11 protein-coding genes are annotated in these 13,655 nt (G+C 59.4%); 2 read left to right on the plus strand and 9 right to left on the minus strand.

The window, feature by feature from the left end; translation table 11 throughout:
* Positions 1–11: 11 nt before the first annotated feature.
* The 8 genes from C8029_RS17185 to C8029_RS17220 form a co-directional block, all read right to left on the minus strand.
* Positions 12–1,337, minus strand: a complete 1,326-nt coding sequence (locus C8029_RS17185; RefSeq protein ID WP_009571802.1) for an NAD(P)/FAD-dependent oxidoreductase — start codon at positions 1,335–1,337, stop codon at positions 12–14.
* Between the two features lies 1 nt (position 1,338).
* A complete protein-coding gene (locus tag C8029_RS17190; RefSeq protein WP_009571803.1) occupies positions 1,339–2,220 on the minus strand; it encodes an ABC transporter permease in 882 nt (293 codons plus the stop codon).
* A 14-nt stretch (positions 2,221–2,234) separates the two neighbouring features.
* Complete coding sequence (locus C8029_RS17195) at positions 2,235–3,185, minus strand: ABC transporter permease (protein ID WP_009571804.1); 951 nt, start codon at positions 3,183–3,185, stop codon at positions 2,235–2,237.
* Between the two features lie 114 nt (positions 3,186–3,299).
* Complete coding sequence (locus C8029_RS17200; protein WP_152003375.1) at positions 3,300–4,964, minus strand: peptide ABC transporter substrate-binding protein; 1,665 nt, start codon at positions 4,962–4,964, stop codon at positions 3,300–3,302.
* A gap of 106 nt (positions 4,965–5,070) precedes the next feature.
* Positions 5,071–6,402, minus strand: coding sequence for an NAD(P)/FAD-dependent oxidoreductase (locus C8029_RS17205; protein ID WP_009571806.1), 1,332 nt, complete (start codon positions 6,400–6,402; stop codon positions 5,071–5,073).
* Complete coding sequence (locus C8029_RS17210; protein WP_009571807.1) at positions 6,402–7,112, minus strand: SDR family NAD(P)-dependent oxidoreductase; 711 nt, start codon at positions 7,110–7,112, stop codon at positions 6,402–6,404. Before C8029_RS17210 ends, C8029_RS17205 begins: the two co-directional genes overlap by 1 nt.
* Positions 7,103–7,606: a MarR family winged helix-turn-helix transcriptional regulator gene (locus C8029_RS17215; RefSeq protein WP_009571808.1), complete on the minus strand. Its 504-nt coding sequence runs from the start codon at positions 7,604–7,606 to the stop codon at positions 7,103–7,105. The genes C8029_RS17210 and C8029_RS17215 overlap by 10 nt, the downstream gene beginning before the upstream one ends.
* Positions 7,607–7,829: 223 nt before the next feature.
* A complete protein-coding gene (locus C8029_RS17220) occupies positions 7,830–9,455 on the minus strand; it encodes an ABC transporter ATP-binding protein (RefSeq protein WP_193217678.1) in 1,626 nt (541 codons plus the stop codon).
* A gap of 457 nt (positions 9,456–9,912) precedes the next feature.
* On the opposite strand from C8029_RS17220, the gene C8029_RS17225 reads away from it, so the two are divergent.
* Positions 9,913–10,482 carry a hypothetical protein gene (locus C8029_RS17225; RefSeq protein ID WP_009571811.1) on the plus strand — a complete coding sequence of 190 codons (570 nt, stop codon included), beginning with the start codon at positions 9,913–9,915 and terminating at the stop codon, positions 10,480–10,482.
* A gap of 98 nt (positions 10,483–10,580) precedes the next feature.
* Positions 10,581–11,846 (plus strand): surface lipoprotein assembly modifier, encoded by a 1,266-nt coding sequence (locus tag C8029_RS17230; RefSeq protein WP_152003377.1) that lies wholly within the window; start codon positions 10,581–10,583, stop codon positions 11,844–11,846.
* A 25-nt stretch (positions 11,847–11,871) separates the two neighbouring features.
* On the opposite strand, the gene C8029_RS17235 is transcribed toward C8029_RS17230, so the two are convergent.
* Positions 11,872–13,461 (minus strand): alpha/beta fold hydrolase, encoded by a 1,590-nt coding sequence (locus C8029_RS17235; protein ID WP_009571813.1) that lies wholly within the window; start codon positions 13,459–13,461, stop codon positions 11,872–11,874.
* Between the last annotated feature and the right edge of the window lie 194 nt (positions 13,462–13,655).

A 13,655-nucleotide genomic window follows, 5' to 3' on the forward strand; every position in this document is an offset into this window, starting at 1 on the left:
TGAACGGGGGTCTAGGCATGAGGCGGCAAAGGCGCCCCTTGTGTTTTCGCGCGCGCCCAATCGCGCAAACGGTATCCGCGCAGCGCCGCCTGCGGGGCGATGGACATATACCGCGGTTGGGCATGGAGCGGTTCGATTTTGAGGTCCAGATTGGCCTCCGCCACGCCCATGGCCCAGTCGGACAGGATGCCGCCGATCATCGACCCGGTCGGCACACCGCGCCCGGACAGTCCGGTCATGGCGACGACACCGGGGGCGAGGCTGTAAAGCCGGGGGATGGTTTTGCGCTGCATGTCCAATTCGCCATACCAAAAGAACTCCCACCTGAGGTCTTCGCGCAGCTCCGGGTGTAGCCATTTTAGCCGATCCGAGAGCACTTGGCGGGTGAATTTGGGATCGCGGCCGCGCTGTCCCATCGGGAACATCGAGGCGACGATGCGGTTTTGGGCATTGTATTTATAGACGTAAATGTCACCGCGCCCGTCCTGGATGGTGGTGCGTTTGGGCAAAACCACCGCCTGAGCGGCCTCGGACAGGGGTTGGGTTGCAGCCACGAACACTCGCATGATGCGAAAGGTCTGGTCGAGTTTCGGCCAGCCTGCCACGGTGTAAGCGCCGGTGGTGTAGATCACTTTTTCGGCCCGCACCGCGCCATGCGGTGTGTGCACGACCCATGCGCCATTGTCGCGCACGCAGCCAGTGACTTCGGTGTCCGTGAAAATGCACCCGCCCTCTGTTTGGACCGCGCGGCCAAGGCCGCGGGCATAGCCAAGTGCATTCAGCCCGCCCGCCTCCTCGTGAAGCCAGCCGCCATAGAACCGCGACGATCCGGTGATCGCGCGAGTCTCATCGCGGTCCAACATCCGGGTGCGCGCGCCGATGCTGTTATACTCCTGCGCGCGTTTTTCCAGTGTTTTCAAATGACTGGGATAGAGCGCGCCCTGAACGTAGCCGTTTTGCTCCCATTCGCAGTCGATGCCGTAGCGCGCGATCATCTCGCTCACCTTGTCATTGGCGCGGGTTTGGCGGTGGATCAGGCGCTCGGCCCAAGGCGCGCCCAACACGCGGCGCAGCTCGGGCAGGCTGTAATGGGTGAAGGTCGGGGTGCAATGCCCGGCGTTGCGCCCGGAGCCGCCAAAGCCGATCTCCTTGCGCTCCAGCACCACCACAGACACGCCTTGCCGCGCCAGTTCCAAGGCGGTGCTCAACCCGGAATATCCCGCCCCCACGATGCAGACATCGGCCGTGACCGTGCCCGCAAGCGGCGCGGTTTTGGGCGCGGCGCTCGCGGTCGCATGCCATAGAGTGTCTTCGAATTTTGAAAATCTGCGGCTCATCTCAACGTCCACCACTGCGACTGTCAAAGGCATCGCGCAGCCCGTCGCCGATAAAGTTGAACCCGGTCACAGCGATGGTGATCGCCACCCCCGGCACGATGGCGAGCCAGGGTGCGGAGGCCAGATATTGCTGCGCGCCGTTGAGCATATTGCCCCAGCTTGGCAGCGGCGGTTGGATGCCGTAGCCGAGAAAGCTGATATAGGCCTCAAGCAAGATCGCGCGGGCCACGGTCAGACTGGCGGCGACAATGATCGGGCCGATGGCATTGGGCAAAAGCTCGCGGAACATGATCCAGCGCCCGGACAGGCCCAACATATGCGCGGCCTGCACAAAGTCCTGATTGCGCAGGGATTTGACCTCGGCCTCGACGATCCGGGCGACCTCCATCCAACTTGTCGCCGATATGATCAGGGCGATCATCACCGGGCTGGGTTGGATGAACGCGGCCAGAGCCAAGAGCAAAAACACCGAAGGGAAAGACAGGAAGGCATCAACAATGCGCATCAGCACCGCGCTGACCCGCCCGCCGTAATAGCCGGAGATCACCCCAACGACGGAGCCGAACGCAGTGGCGATGATCATCACCGCAAACCCCACGGCCATGGAGATCTGGCCCGCGTGAAACAGCCGCGCGGCAATGTCGCGGCCCAGCGGATCGGTGCCAAAAATATGGCCGCCGGTGCCGGGCGGCGCGAAGCGGGCGCGCAGGTCGATGTGCAGTTCGTCATAGGGCAACAGATGCGGCCCGATGAAACAGGCCAGTGTCAGCGACAGCACCATGATCACCCCGATCAGGGCCAGACGATGCGAGAGAAACCGACGCAGCGCGCGCGATTGGATGAGCGGGCGGCGGACGGGAGACGTGAGCGGGGCAGAGGTCATGAGAGTGGCCTTTCTTAGTCCAGCCGGACACGCGGGTCGATCTGGGCGATCAGGAGGTCGGCGGCGAGATTGCCGATGAGAACGAGCAAGGCGGAGGCCATCAGCAGCCCCATCACCACCGGGTAATCGGAATAGCCCAGACTATCGAGGAACAGCCGCCCCATGCCGGGCCATGTGAACACGGTTTCCGTCACCAAAGCGCCGCCCAAGACCATCGGCACCTGAAGCCCGGCCAAGGTGATCATCGGCACCAAGGAGTTGCCAACGATGTGTTTGAGCAAAACCCGGCGCGAGCTCAGGCCTTTGGCGCGGGCGGTGCGGACGAAATCCTGATTGATCACATTGAGGGTGGAGGTGCGCATGTAGCGGCTCCAGATCGCCACATCGACAAGGGCCAGAACACTGGCAGGCAGGATCAGGTGGCGCAGGTAATCGAGCACCGATTGATCGCCGATGTTGTACATATTTCCCGCTGGCAACCAACCGAGGTTGAGCGAAAAAATATAGATGGCGATCAGGCCAAACCAAAAGGTCGGGATCGAGAGGGCGATCATCGCGGCAATGGTCATTGTGGTGTCAAAGAGGGACCCGCGCCGGATCGCGCTGAGGATGCCGATGGAACTGCCGATGCTGACCGAAAGCGTTGTGGCGGTGCCCATCAACAACAGCGTGGCAAAAAGGTGACTGCCGATCACATGCAAAACGGGTTGGCCATCGCGATAGGAGGTGCCCCAATCGCCGGTGATCATATGGGTGAACCAGTCGATATACTGCACCCAAAGCGGGCGGTTGAGGCCCATTTGTTCGGCGATCTTGTCGATCTGCTCTTGGGTCATGCCGGGACTGAGCGCGAATTGCGACAACGGCCCGCCGGGGGCCAGAGTCAGAACGGCAAAGCCAATGAAAGACACGATCAGCAACAAAATAAGGCTCTGGCCGAGCCGGGATAAGATGTAGCGCAGCATGGCGGGCGCCCTCTTTGTGCGAGGTTTGGGTTGAGGTCCGGCCTCTTTCGCGTGGGGCCGGTTCCGATGAGGGCGCGGCAGGGGGAGGACTGCCGCGCCCAAGGGAACGCGCGTTTAGCTGCGTTTCCAGTCGCGCACGTTCCAACTGTCGATGCGGTTGTTCACGTTCGGTGCCGGGCCGGTCACATCGTCTTTCCAGCCTTTGATCACCGAATATTGGAACATAGGCAGGAAGGGCAGATCATGGCGGATCACGGCCTGCATCTCCTGGTAGATGGCTTTGCGGTCTTCGGGGACAAAGCTCAAAGCGCCCTTGGTGAGCAGCTCATCCACTTTGGCACTGTTATAGGCAAAGGTGTTTTGGCCCGCACCACCAAGCACCGGAGAGGCGGTGGACATGAAGTAATCCGATGTGTCCGGGTCGGCCCCTGCGAGCGTGTTGAGACCCACAACCACGGAATCGAATTCGGAATTCATCCAGTAATCGCCCCACATGACAGCGGGGGGCAGGTTTTTGATCTCCATCGCCACACCGATTTCAAGGAAGGTCTGTTGGATGAACTGCTGCGCCTGTTCGCGCAGGTGGTTGCCCGCGGTGGTGGAGTTGGAAAAGGCCAGTTTCACGCCGTCTTTTTCGCGGATGCCATCGGCCCCGCGCACCCAACCGGCCTCATCCAGCAAAGCGTTGGCTTTGTCGATGTTGAACTCATGCTTGGGCAGGTCCGGGTTATAATAGTAGGACTGCTGCGGCATGTAGGTTTCGGTCGGGGTTGGCACGCCGTAATAGAGCGCGTCGATGATCGAAGTTTTGTCGATCGCGGCGTAGAGCGCCTGACGCACCGCCAGTTCCTGAAACTGCGGTCGGGTCGTGTTGAGGCCGATGGATTCAAATGTCGCCTGACCCGAGATTTTGACGACTTTACCCTCCAGCGTTTCCGCCTCGGCCAGATGGTCCGGGGTGATGTATTGCAGGCCGATCACGTCGATGTCGCCGGATTTGAACTGTGTATACATCACATTGAGATCTGGCACATATTTGATGATCAGCGTTTTGAGATAGGGACCATCCATGTGGTAATCGGTATTGGCCTCAAGCTCGATGTGATCGCCCGCCATGCGGTTTTTGAACTTGAACGGGCCGGTGCCGATGGGCGCGGTGTTGAGCGGGCTGTCGTTTTTGTCAGCAACGCCATCAAACACATGTTTTGGGATGATATAGGTCGAAGCCAGGATTGCGGCCATGGGCGCGAAGGGTTCGCTCATCTCCCATGTCAACTCGGTGTCGGACACCACGGTGATGTTTTTCATCAATTTATAGCCGGTGGAGCGGAAAGAACGGAATTCCGGGTCCATGGTCAGTTCGAGCGAGAATTTCACATCCTCGGCGGTGAACGGCGTGCCGTCATGCCATGTCACGCCCTCTTTGAGCGTCAAGGCCCAGTTGAGACCATCGGCGGAGATGCCACCATTGGCCACGGTGGGCACGTCGGCGGCCAGAATGGCAAAGAATTCACCGCTTGGGTCGAAATCGAACAGCGGGTCATAGACGGCGTAATAGACGCCTTCGTCCACCTCAATATGCGGCATCAACGGGTTGAAAACAGTGGGTTCTTGCGAAAAAGCCAGGACCAGTTGGCCGCTTGGATCGGCATTGGCGGCAAAGGCGCGGTCGCGGCCAATCGCCATCGGTCCCATCAGGCCTGTTGCTCCGGCAGCTCCCATCAACATGAGCGCTTGGCGGCGCGTGAGATGAGACGTGGTCTTCTCTGTGTCTGTCATGGTGAATTTCCCTGTGTGTGTCGCAAGGTTTGATAAAGGCGACGCGCCCTTGCGTCTGTCACATCGCCCATTTGGCCCTGGCCCCGGCAGAAGAGGCCAGGACAGATCAGAAACCGCTGATGATCTCGATTTTGGTGCCATCGGTGAAACGGTTGAAACGGTAGGGGGTCGGATCGACCACCGGGGTGCGGCCCGTGACCAGATCGGCGGCCAGTTTGCCCGCCGCAGGTCCAATGCCAAAGCCATGGCCCGAAAACCCGGTGGCGAGGTAGAATCCCGCGATGGTATCGACGCCGGAAATCACCGGGATCGCATCGGGGGTCACATCAATCGCGCCGGCCCAGCGTTGCGCGATTTCGGCCTTTTCAAACACCGGAAATGCCCGGCGCAGATTGTCCAACGCCTTGTCTTGCAGGGAGAATGCCGGTTTTGGGTCCAAAACGCGGCAATATTCAAACGGGCTGGCCTCATCCATCCGCCAGCGGTTGGGGATGCGGGCCTCGTCGTAAAACCGGCCACCAAAGCGCAGCATCAAGGATTTCCATTCTGCTCCAAGTGCGGGCAGGAAGTCGCGCATATAGCGAAAACTGTCGGGCACGATATCGACGATATTGCGGAACCCGTCAGCGATGGTGTAGCCGCCATCCTGACGTTTGCGGATGGAAAAATGCTCTGACCAAATCGCACAGTCCGGTCCGCCCTCAAGTGGTTTGGTGCGGATCACCGAGTTTTTCACCTTGAGCTGTGGCAGGCGCAACCCGGTGTTGCGGGCAAACAGGCTCGACCATGCGCCGCCCGCCAAAACCACCTGTTCACACGCGATCTCACCGCGTTCCGTCACCACGCCAGACACCGCCCCGCCGGAGGTTTCAATCCCGCGCACCGCGCATTCGGTCAGGATATGCGCGCCCCGGTCCCGCGCCGCCTCGGCAATGGCTGGGGCAGCTTTTTGCGGCTCGGCCCGACCGTCAACAGAGGTGTAAAGCGCGCCTTTGACGTCCATCCGCCCGCCCGGCGTCATCCGGGCAAATTCCGCCGCTGACAGCATCCTGCTGTCGATTTGGTAATCCTTGAGCGCATCGAGCCAGCGCTCGTGGTCGTTGTATTCCTTATCCGTGGCACAGGCGAAAGCGATGCCCGATTGGGTATAGCCCAGATCACGGCCTGTCCGTTCTCCCAATCCCGACCAGATCCGCAGCGCCTCCGCCATCAGCGGCACTTCGCGTGGATCGCGCCGGGTGATGCGCACCCAGCCCCAATTGCGGCTGGATTGTTCATGGCCGATCCCGCCCTTTTCGCACAGCGCCACCGATAGGCCGCGCTCAACCAATTCAAGGGCTGTGGAACAACCGATGATCCCACCGCCGATGACGACGACATCGACTTTCTTGGGCAACGCCGCATCGCCAAAAACGGGCACAACATAGGGACCGGGCATTAAAATGACTCCTCCAGTTGGCAATTCACACAAAATTCCGCGACGCTGGCCTCATTGGGCAGGTCGATCAGCATGTCGATCACCCGCGCCAGATCTTCGGGTTGGGTCATCGTATCGGGGGCGCGATCCGAAAGGCTGATGGCCATGTCGGTGGCGACAAATCCGGGACAGATCGCGGTGGCGCGGATGCCCTGATCAAAGCCCGCGTGGCGAAAGGCATGGGCCAGTCCGACGACGGCGAATTTCGACACGGAATAGGCGCCCGAGCGCGCCGATTTGACCCGCTGACCCGACAGCGAGGCCAAAAGGATCACGCGTCCACGGCCGGACTGGGCCAGGGCGTCCCAACATCCGGCGACAAGACGGCGCGGGGCTTGCACGTTGATCTCCAACATTTCGGCCATCTCCGCATCCGTGATCTCGACCGCGCTTTTGGGGATGGAAATGCCGGCATTGGCCACCACCGCGTCGATCCGGCCAAATTGTGTCATCACAGCGCTGGACCATTCTGTGCCGCTGTCGGGGGAGGCGGCCTCATAGGCAAAAAGATGCACACGCTCGGGGTTTGAGGTGGCCCAATCGGGCAGATTTGGCTGGCGCATCCCCAAGGAGACGGCCCAACCGGCGTCAAACAGCCGCTTGGCCACGGCCGCCCCGATGCCGCGACTGGCGCCGGAAATCAGCGCAACTTTCGTCGATGTCAGTCCCATTTTTTCCTCATGTTCAGATAGGCGCGTTTGAGCATCCGCATGAAGTCCGCACGGTCTTCTGGCGCGATAAAGTCAAAAAATTCAGCCTCTTGGGCGCGGATGATCTCGCGCACCTGTTGCGACACGTCATGACCTTTTTCGGTGATCGAGAGCGCTTGGGCGCGTTGATCGTCGGGGTCGATGTCGCGTTGCACCAAGCCTGCGTTGACCAAAGTGTCGATGATCCGCCCGGTGGCCGGACGATCGCGCATCAGGACTTCGGAAATTTGCGAGGGGCGGATGCCGGGATAATCGTCGATCAAAAACAGCGCGGTGATTTTGCCTTTGCCGCGGGCGATTTCGAGATTTTTCATCCGTCTGTCGAGGTCGCGCGACACGAAGGAGTCAAGCGTTCGGATGTACCAACTGAACGCCCCTTCGAGCACGTCGATCTGAAGACCTCCGATCATGATCGGCGGGTCCTGGTCGTTTGAGTGGGGGTGTGTGTCAGTCATATGAGGCGCTTTTCCAAGGGTATGAGGGTAGCTTTTTGCCGGATTGGGCCTTGGGCAAGAATAAAGTTGTGAAAAACAACCAAAATAATTGTGAAACACAATTAATGCCCAATTTCTCATCAATTTTCACGGAAGATATGCGGTGACTGGCGTCAGATGGCGCATCATAAAAAGGGGCGACTTGCGCCGCCCCGTGTTGACCTTTGGTGATTTAACATGAACGTCAGGCGGCGTTTCTGCCGGGGATCGCCTCCACCAGCGCCCGCGTGTAGGCATGTTGCGGGTTTTGGAAAATCTGTGACGGTGGGCCAAATTCCACCATGTCGCCCCGGTGCATCACCAGAATTTCATCGCAAATCTGACTGGCGACCCGTAGATCATGGGTGATGAACACCATGGCCAGTTTGCGCTCTTTGCGAATGCTGTCGAGCAGTTCAAGCACCTGCGCCTGGATCGAGACATCGAGGGCAGAGACGGCTTCGTCGGCCACGATCACCTCGGGATCAAACATCAAAGCGCGCGCAATGCCGACGCGTTGCCGTTGGCCGCCGGAGAATTCATGCGGGTAGCGATCATAGGCGGAGGCGTCGAGGCCGACCATGCGCAGGATGTCTTCGGCGCGGGTGCGGGCGTCGCGATGAGTCATCAAACGATGGGCAATCGGGCCAACAGTCAGGGCCTGCCCGATGGTGAAACGCGGGTTGAGCGAGGCATAGGGGTCTTGGAAAATCATCTGAATGCGCGGGCGCAGCGGGCGAAAATTTTCCTCGTTCAGTTTTAGCGTGTCTTCGCCCTGAAAATGAATTTCGCCGCCGTCGGCCTCGGTCAATTTCATCAAAGCCTTGCCCATGGAGGATTTTCCAGAGCCAGATTCACCCACAATTCCAAGGGTTTCTCCGCGGCGTAGGGTAAAGCTGATGTTGTTCACCGCTTTGATCTCGCGCATCCGCCCCAGAAAGCCACTGCGGGTGCGATAGGTTTTTTGCAACCCACGGACCTGCATCACCACCGGCTTTTCGGTGTCGCGCACACGGTCTTTTTGGCGCATTTTCGGCACGGCGGCGATCAGTTTTTGGGTGTAGGGGTGTTCAGGTGCGCGCAGGACCTGTTTGGCGTCACCTTGTTCGACCACATGGCCCTGTTCCATCACGATCACCCGATCCGCAATCTCGGCAACAACGCCGAAATCATGGGTGATGAACATCACGCTCATGCCTTTGCGTTCTTGAACTTTTCTTATCAGATCAAGGATTTGCGCCTGTGTCGTTACGTCGAGCGCGGTGGTGGGTTCGTCGGCAATCAAAATGTCGGGATCAAGGGCCAGAGCCATGGCGATCATCACCCGCTGACGTTGGCCGCCGGACAGGCGGAACGGATATTGATATTGAATCAGCAACGGGTCGGGCAGGCCGACCTCGGTCAACATTTCGACCACACGGGCCGCGCGCGAGGCCGGTTCGCCGACCGAATGCGTGTCCAAAACCTCGCGGATCTGATCGCCGATGGTCATCAACGGGTTAAGTGCCGAAAGCGGGTCCTGAAAGATGATCGACACCGCGCGCCCGCGCAGTTTGCGCATCTCGGGTTCACTGAGCGTGGTGATGTCGCGGTCCTGAAACAGGATCGAGCCGCGCGCGATCTTCATCGCGGCGGGCAAAAGGCCCATCACGGCACTGGCGGTCACGGATTTACCGGAGCCGGATTCGCCAATGATGCACAGGATTTCGCCAGGCCTCAGATCGAAGGAGATATTTTGCACCGCAAAGGGGCGGTCGTGGCTGCCGGGCAGCGCAATCGAGAGATCGCGCACCGACAGCACTGGCGTTGAGCCAGAGCTTATATGGGTCATCAGGTTTCTCATCGTTTGTTATTTTTATACCCATCCATTTCGCACCAGATGGCAGCCTCTGCGCAAGGGGCACGGTGATCTTGACGGTGATCTTGACGGAAAAAGCGAATAAACGCCGTCTGTTTGGGCGACAGCTGAGCGATCTGCCGCATAACCAGTGCTGTTTTGATCCATTCGAGTTGAGGAGGTCGGGCCCATGCATGGTCGTCATGATCGCGTGGGATCAGCGGGCGACGCGCTGGTGCAATGGCGTCTCGCGGGCAAAGGGGCATAGCATCGTGCCGCCTATGGCCCCCTATGGCTCCCCTATGGCCCCAAAGTGAGGATGACACAGGGCGGACACAGGGCTGTAAACCTATGACTTCCTATAGGTTGTTTGGATTTTGCATCGGTGGAACCTTTGTCCAAGATCTTGCGGGATCGTCTTCAGAACATAGACACAGACAGGACAAATCACATGAAACTCTTCACACTGGCGGCCCTTTCGGCGGCTTCTCTTTCCTTGGCCGCATGTGGCGGCTCCTCCGTCGATGGCGATATGTCGGACACCGACTTGCCGACAAAATATGACAGCCTCGAAGGCCTTGTTGCCAGTGCAGAAGCGGGGGATCTCGATCCGGCATCCGGGGCGATGATGACGGGCACCGCGACAATGTCGGGGGCATTGGGCGTTGGCGATCTTGGGGATGATGGAAATCTTGAAGCCCTTGGCGATCTGGCCCTGACCGCCGATTTCACCGGCGGGACAGTCACAGGAACGGCAGATAATTTCGCACTCTACGATCAAGATACGCAGGCCGTAGAGGCAGAGTTGAGCGGGTCACTGACGATCAACGGCTCGATCACGGGCACTGGCATGACGGCAGATGCCGATGGGACGTTGAATGATGGCGAAGATCACCTGGTCGATCTCGTCATGGACGGCACTTTCTATGACTACGAGGGCGACCTTGCGGTCTATGGCGACGTGACCGGGACGATTGATGGCGACTACGAAGAAGGTGGCTATGGTGCCATTGCCGACTGATTTCCCGTAACGAGTGATCGTTTCAAACGTGCTGCGGGGGGACCTCGCAGTACGTCCTGAATGTCCAAGTCCTGAATTTCAATGACATCGGTGTGAGCATGGGGCGGTCTTTATTCTTTTCGCGGCTGATCCGGCTGTGCGTGTTGGCTGTGATCTTGTTGGGATCGGGCGCAGCTGCACAGGCAGACGAGGCGCGCACGGTATCGAACGCAGCCGAGGCCTATCGTAAACTCATGCATCTGGGGCAGGTGGCCTTGGTCAGGGATGCGCCGCAAAAAGCCGCGCGCGCGTTTGCCCGTGCGCGCAGATTTGCCCCCACGGACCTGCGCGCGCAGTTGTCGCTCGCCGAAGCCTATGCTCGGCAAGGGCAAGTGGGCCGATCCGAGGCGTTTCTCAAGCATTTGCTGCGAGACCCGGCGCAGGGCGACCATGTTGACGCCTATCTCAAAGCCCTGTCCAAGCTGCAACGACGCTACCCTTTCGTCGCCTCGGCCAGTGTCGCGCTGTTGCCGAGCACCAACATTGCAAATTCCTCGTCGGAGACGGTGTTTGATACGCTGTTGGGCCGGTTTGAGATCGACGGGGGTGGCGAGGAAACCACTGGCGTCGGGGTCGAGTTTGGCGCGCGCGGCACTTATCGGACGCCCCTAAGCGAGGGCCTGTCTTTGGAGATCGGCGCCGGGCTGAACCGGATTTGGTATGAGGCCCCTGAGTTGCGCTATTGGCGGGGGCGGGTGACGGCGGATGTCGTGGGGGTCGATCCGTCGGCGGAGTGGCGCGGTGGGATTCATGCGGATCGGATCTATTATGACGCCCTCACAGGCCAGAGCTCGGATCGGATCGCTTTGGGGGCACACGGGACCTGGTCGCACTCGATGAATGACACCACGCGTCTCACCCTGTCGGCCTTGGCGGAATATCGCGACTATTTGGACAAGGACAGCCTGTCTGGCCCCTATGCCTCCCTTGGCGCGGGATGGTCGAAAGCGCTTGGCCCAAGTGCGCCGCAGGGGGCAACCCTGTCCTGGGGCGGATCGGTGGAGCGTTCAAAACCCAGCCTTGACTATCACCGCTATTGGGGCGCGTCGGCGCGCGTCGGCTATGCGCAAAACCTCACCGATACGCTGCGCGGCGGGGTGACGATGAGTGCCACGCTGAAACTCTATGATGTTGATTTCGCGGCGGTGGATTACGCCCGCCACGATGAGATTTACCGCTTTGGCGTCTCTCTTTCGGACAGTCGGATCAAACTGCTGGGCAGCACGCCGAAACTGTCCTGCGGCTATAAGGTGCAGTCCTCAAATATTGCACTTTACACCAGCTCCACGACGGATTGCCGCCTTGGATGGTCCTATCGGTTTTAACCCACCTGTGGCGGCCGCGCGGCGCTCAGACGCGGCCCGGCGACGAGGACGGGGCAGGGCGCGCCAGTGTGGCGATATGGTCCACGAATTCTTTAAAATGCTGAGTGAAAATGAGGTGCCCCGCATTCTCAACCGCATGAAATGCGGCGTCAGGCAGCGCTTGCGCAACAGACCGGATGTCGTCAATCGGGCTGATCGGGTCCTCAAGGCCGTGTACAAATGTCACGCCACATTGCAATGCGCGCAAATCCTTTGGCCAATTGCGTTGCAGGTTGGTCAATTCATCGACAGAGGCCAAGGTCGCATGATTGGCAATCAGACGCAGCCAGTCGCACAGATGCGGGTGGCGAAACAAATCCTCAAGACAGGCCAGATCTGCGGGAGATTTGCGGTACATATGCGCCAGCGCCTTTTGCGCAAACATCGGCACCCGGCTGATCGCGTTATAGACCCGCGTCAGTCCCGCAATCACCCGCGCATCGCGGCGCAGACGGTTGGAGATTTCGACGAAAAGCGTGGGCGCGTGGTCTGGTTCAGGCATCGGATGGGCGGCGGCGGGTTGCGGCGTGGCGGCCAAAATGACATGCGACACCAGATCGGGATTGTGCCGGGCAAAATGCGCCAGCCACGGCACTCCGGCGCTTTCGCCAAGACAGATCAGCGGCTCATCGGTCAGGTAGTCCATCGTATCAGCCAGCGCTCGGGTCAGTTTTCTGAGGCGGGTTTCGGCATCCAAAAGGCCGTCAAAGCCCATGAAATGCCGTGGTACAATCATCAGGCGCAAACCAAGCTTGTTCAGGCAGGAACTCATCTCCGGGTGAAAAGCGATGGGTGCCAACATCGAGTGGAAATACAACACCGGACGGCCCCGGCGCGCGCCAAATTCCCACACCGGCACCTCAAGCCCTTCGCCGATTGTGACCATATTGACGATCACGTCTTTGCCGAATTGGCGTTTGACCAAAGCGGTCTCAAAATTGCGCTGCTGGGTGGGGAGAATCTCGTCCAGAATACGCGCGGTGAGATCGACCGACAGGGCGCGGAGCAGGGCGGTTTGGGTTTTGACCCCGAGCTTGTCCTGAATGACCTGCACCTGTTTGCGTTTGGTGTCATAAGACGCGCCCAAAAGCGTTGCCGCGTTTTTCAAATCCAGCCCGGTCATCAAATGCGCCAGCAACAGATATTCGGATTTGGTCAGCCGTAGATCGGGCGCGTCATCCGCCAGCGCCGCAATCCGCTCCGCGTCAATGCGCACCGCGACAAAGGCCAGATGATCCGGGGCGTCGCTCCACCGATCAATGCGATCATAGAGGAAATAGAGGTGGTCATCGGCCACCACAAACGCACATCCCGTTGACGCCTCTTGTGGCATCCGCATCCGGGCGGGAAAGGCGTCTTTGGGAGCGGCGCCAAACGTGTCGATTTGGCACATTCCTTGTTGGTCGTAGAGATTGGCCGGGAAGCTGCACCGGGCAAAATTGCGGAAAAAGAACCGTTCGCTGCCGGGCTTGTCCTGCGTCTGAAGCAAGATCGCATCCTCAGAGGGCAAGGCCACCTTGCGCTCTGTGTGCAGCGCCGCCTCCAAGGTTTCAATGAATTGCGATACGTGGCTCATCGTCTACGATATCTCTCCAAGGTTCAGTGTTGGTGCCGTCCTGTGTCTTCGAGAGTGAGGGTGTTGTGCACAAACACACAGCCTCTAAAACCAGCCAACCATATGAGGTTGCGTAGCATTTCTGACCTCAAATTTCAAACCTACCGGGCCTCACAAACGGTAAAAGTCGTTTTTTTTGCACATGGCGCGTCTTT

This window comes from Roseobacter sp. TSBP12 (genome assembly GCF_009129705.1).
Lineage (GTDB): Bacteria > Pseudomonadota > Alphaproteobacteria > Rhodobacterales > Rhodobacteraceae > Celeribacter > Celeribacter baekdonensis_A.

Coding starts and splice junctions, on each gene's coding strand:
- C8029_RS17185 (WP_009571802.1), bottom strand. CDS start 1,337: ATGAGCCGCAGATTTTCAAAATTCGAAGACACTCTATGGCATGCGACC.
- C8029_RS17190 (WP_009571803.1), bottom strand. CDS start 2,220: ATGACCTCTGCCCCGCTCACGTCTCCCGTCCGCCGCCCGCTCATCCAA.
- C8029_RS17195 (WP_009571804.1), bottom strand. CDS start 3,185: ATGCTGCGCTACATCTTATCCCGGCTCGGCCAGAGCCTTATTTTGTTG.
- C8029_RS17200 (WP_152003375.1), bottom strand. CDS start 4,964: ATGACAGACACAGAGAAGACCACGTCTCATCTCACGCGCCGCCAAGCG.
- C8029_RS17205 (WP_009571806.1), bottom strand. CDS start 6,402: ATGCCCGGTCCCTATGTTGTGCCCGTTTTTGGCGATGCGGCGTTGCCC.
- C8029_RS17210 (WP_009571807.1), bottom strand. CDS start 7,112: ATGGGACTGACATCGACGAAAGTTGCGCTGATTTCCGGCGCCAGTCGC.
- C8029_RS17215 (WP_009571808.1), bottom strand. CDS start 7,606: ATGACTGACACACACCCCCACTCAAACGACCAGGACCCGCCGATCATG.
- C8029_RS17220 (WP_193217678.1), bottom strand. CDS start 9,455: ATGACCCATATAAGCTCTGGCTCAACGCCAGTGCTGTCGGTGCGCGAT.
- C8029_RS17225 (WP_009571811.1), top strand. CDS start 9,913: ATGAAACTCTTCACACTGGCGGCCCTTTCGGCGGCTTCTCTTTCCTTG.
- C8029_RS17230 (WP_152003377.1), top strand. CDS start 10,581: ATGGGGCGGTCTTTATTCTTTTCGCGGCTGATCCGGCTGTGCGTGTTG.
- C8029_RS17235 (WP_009571813.1), bottom strand. CDS start 13,461: ATGAGCCACGTATCGCAATTCATTGAAACCTTGGAGGCGGCGCTGCAC.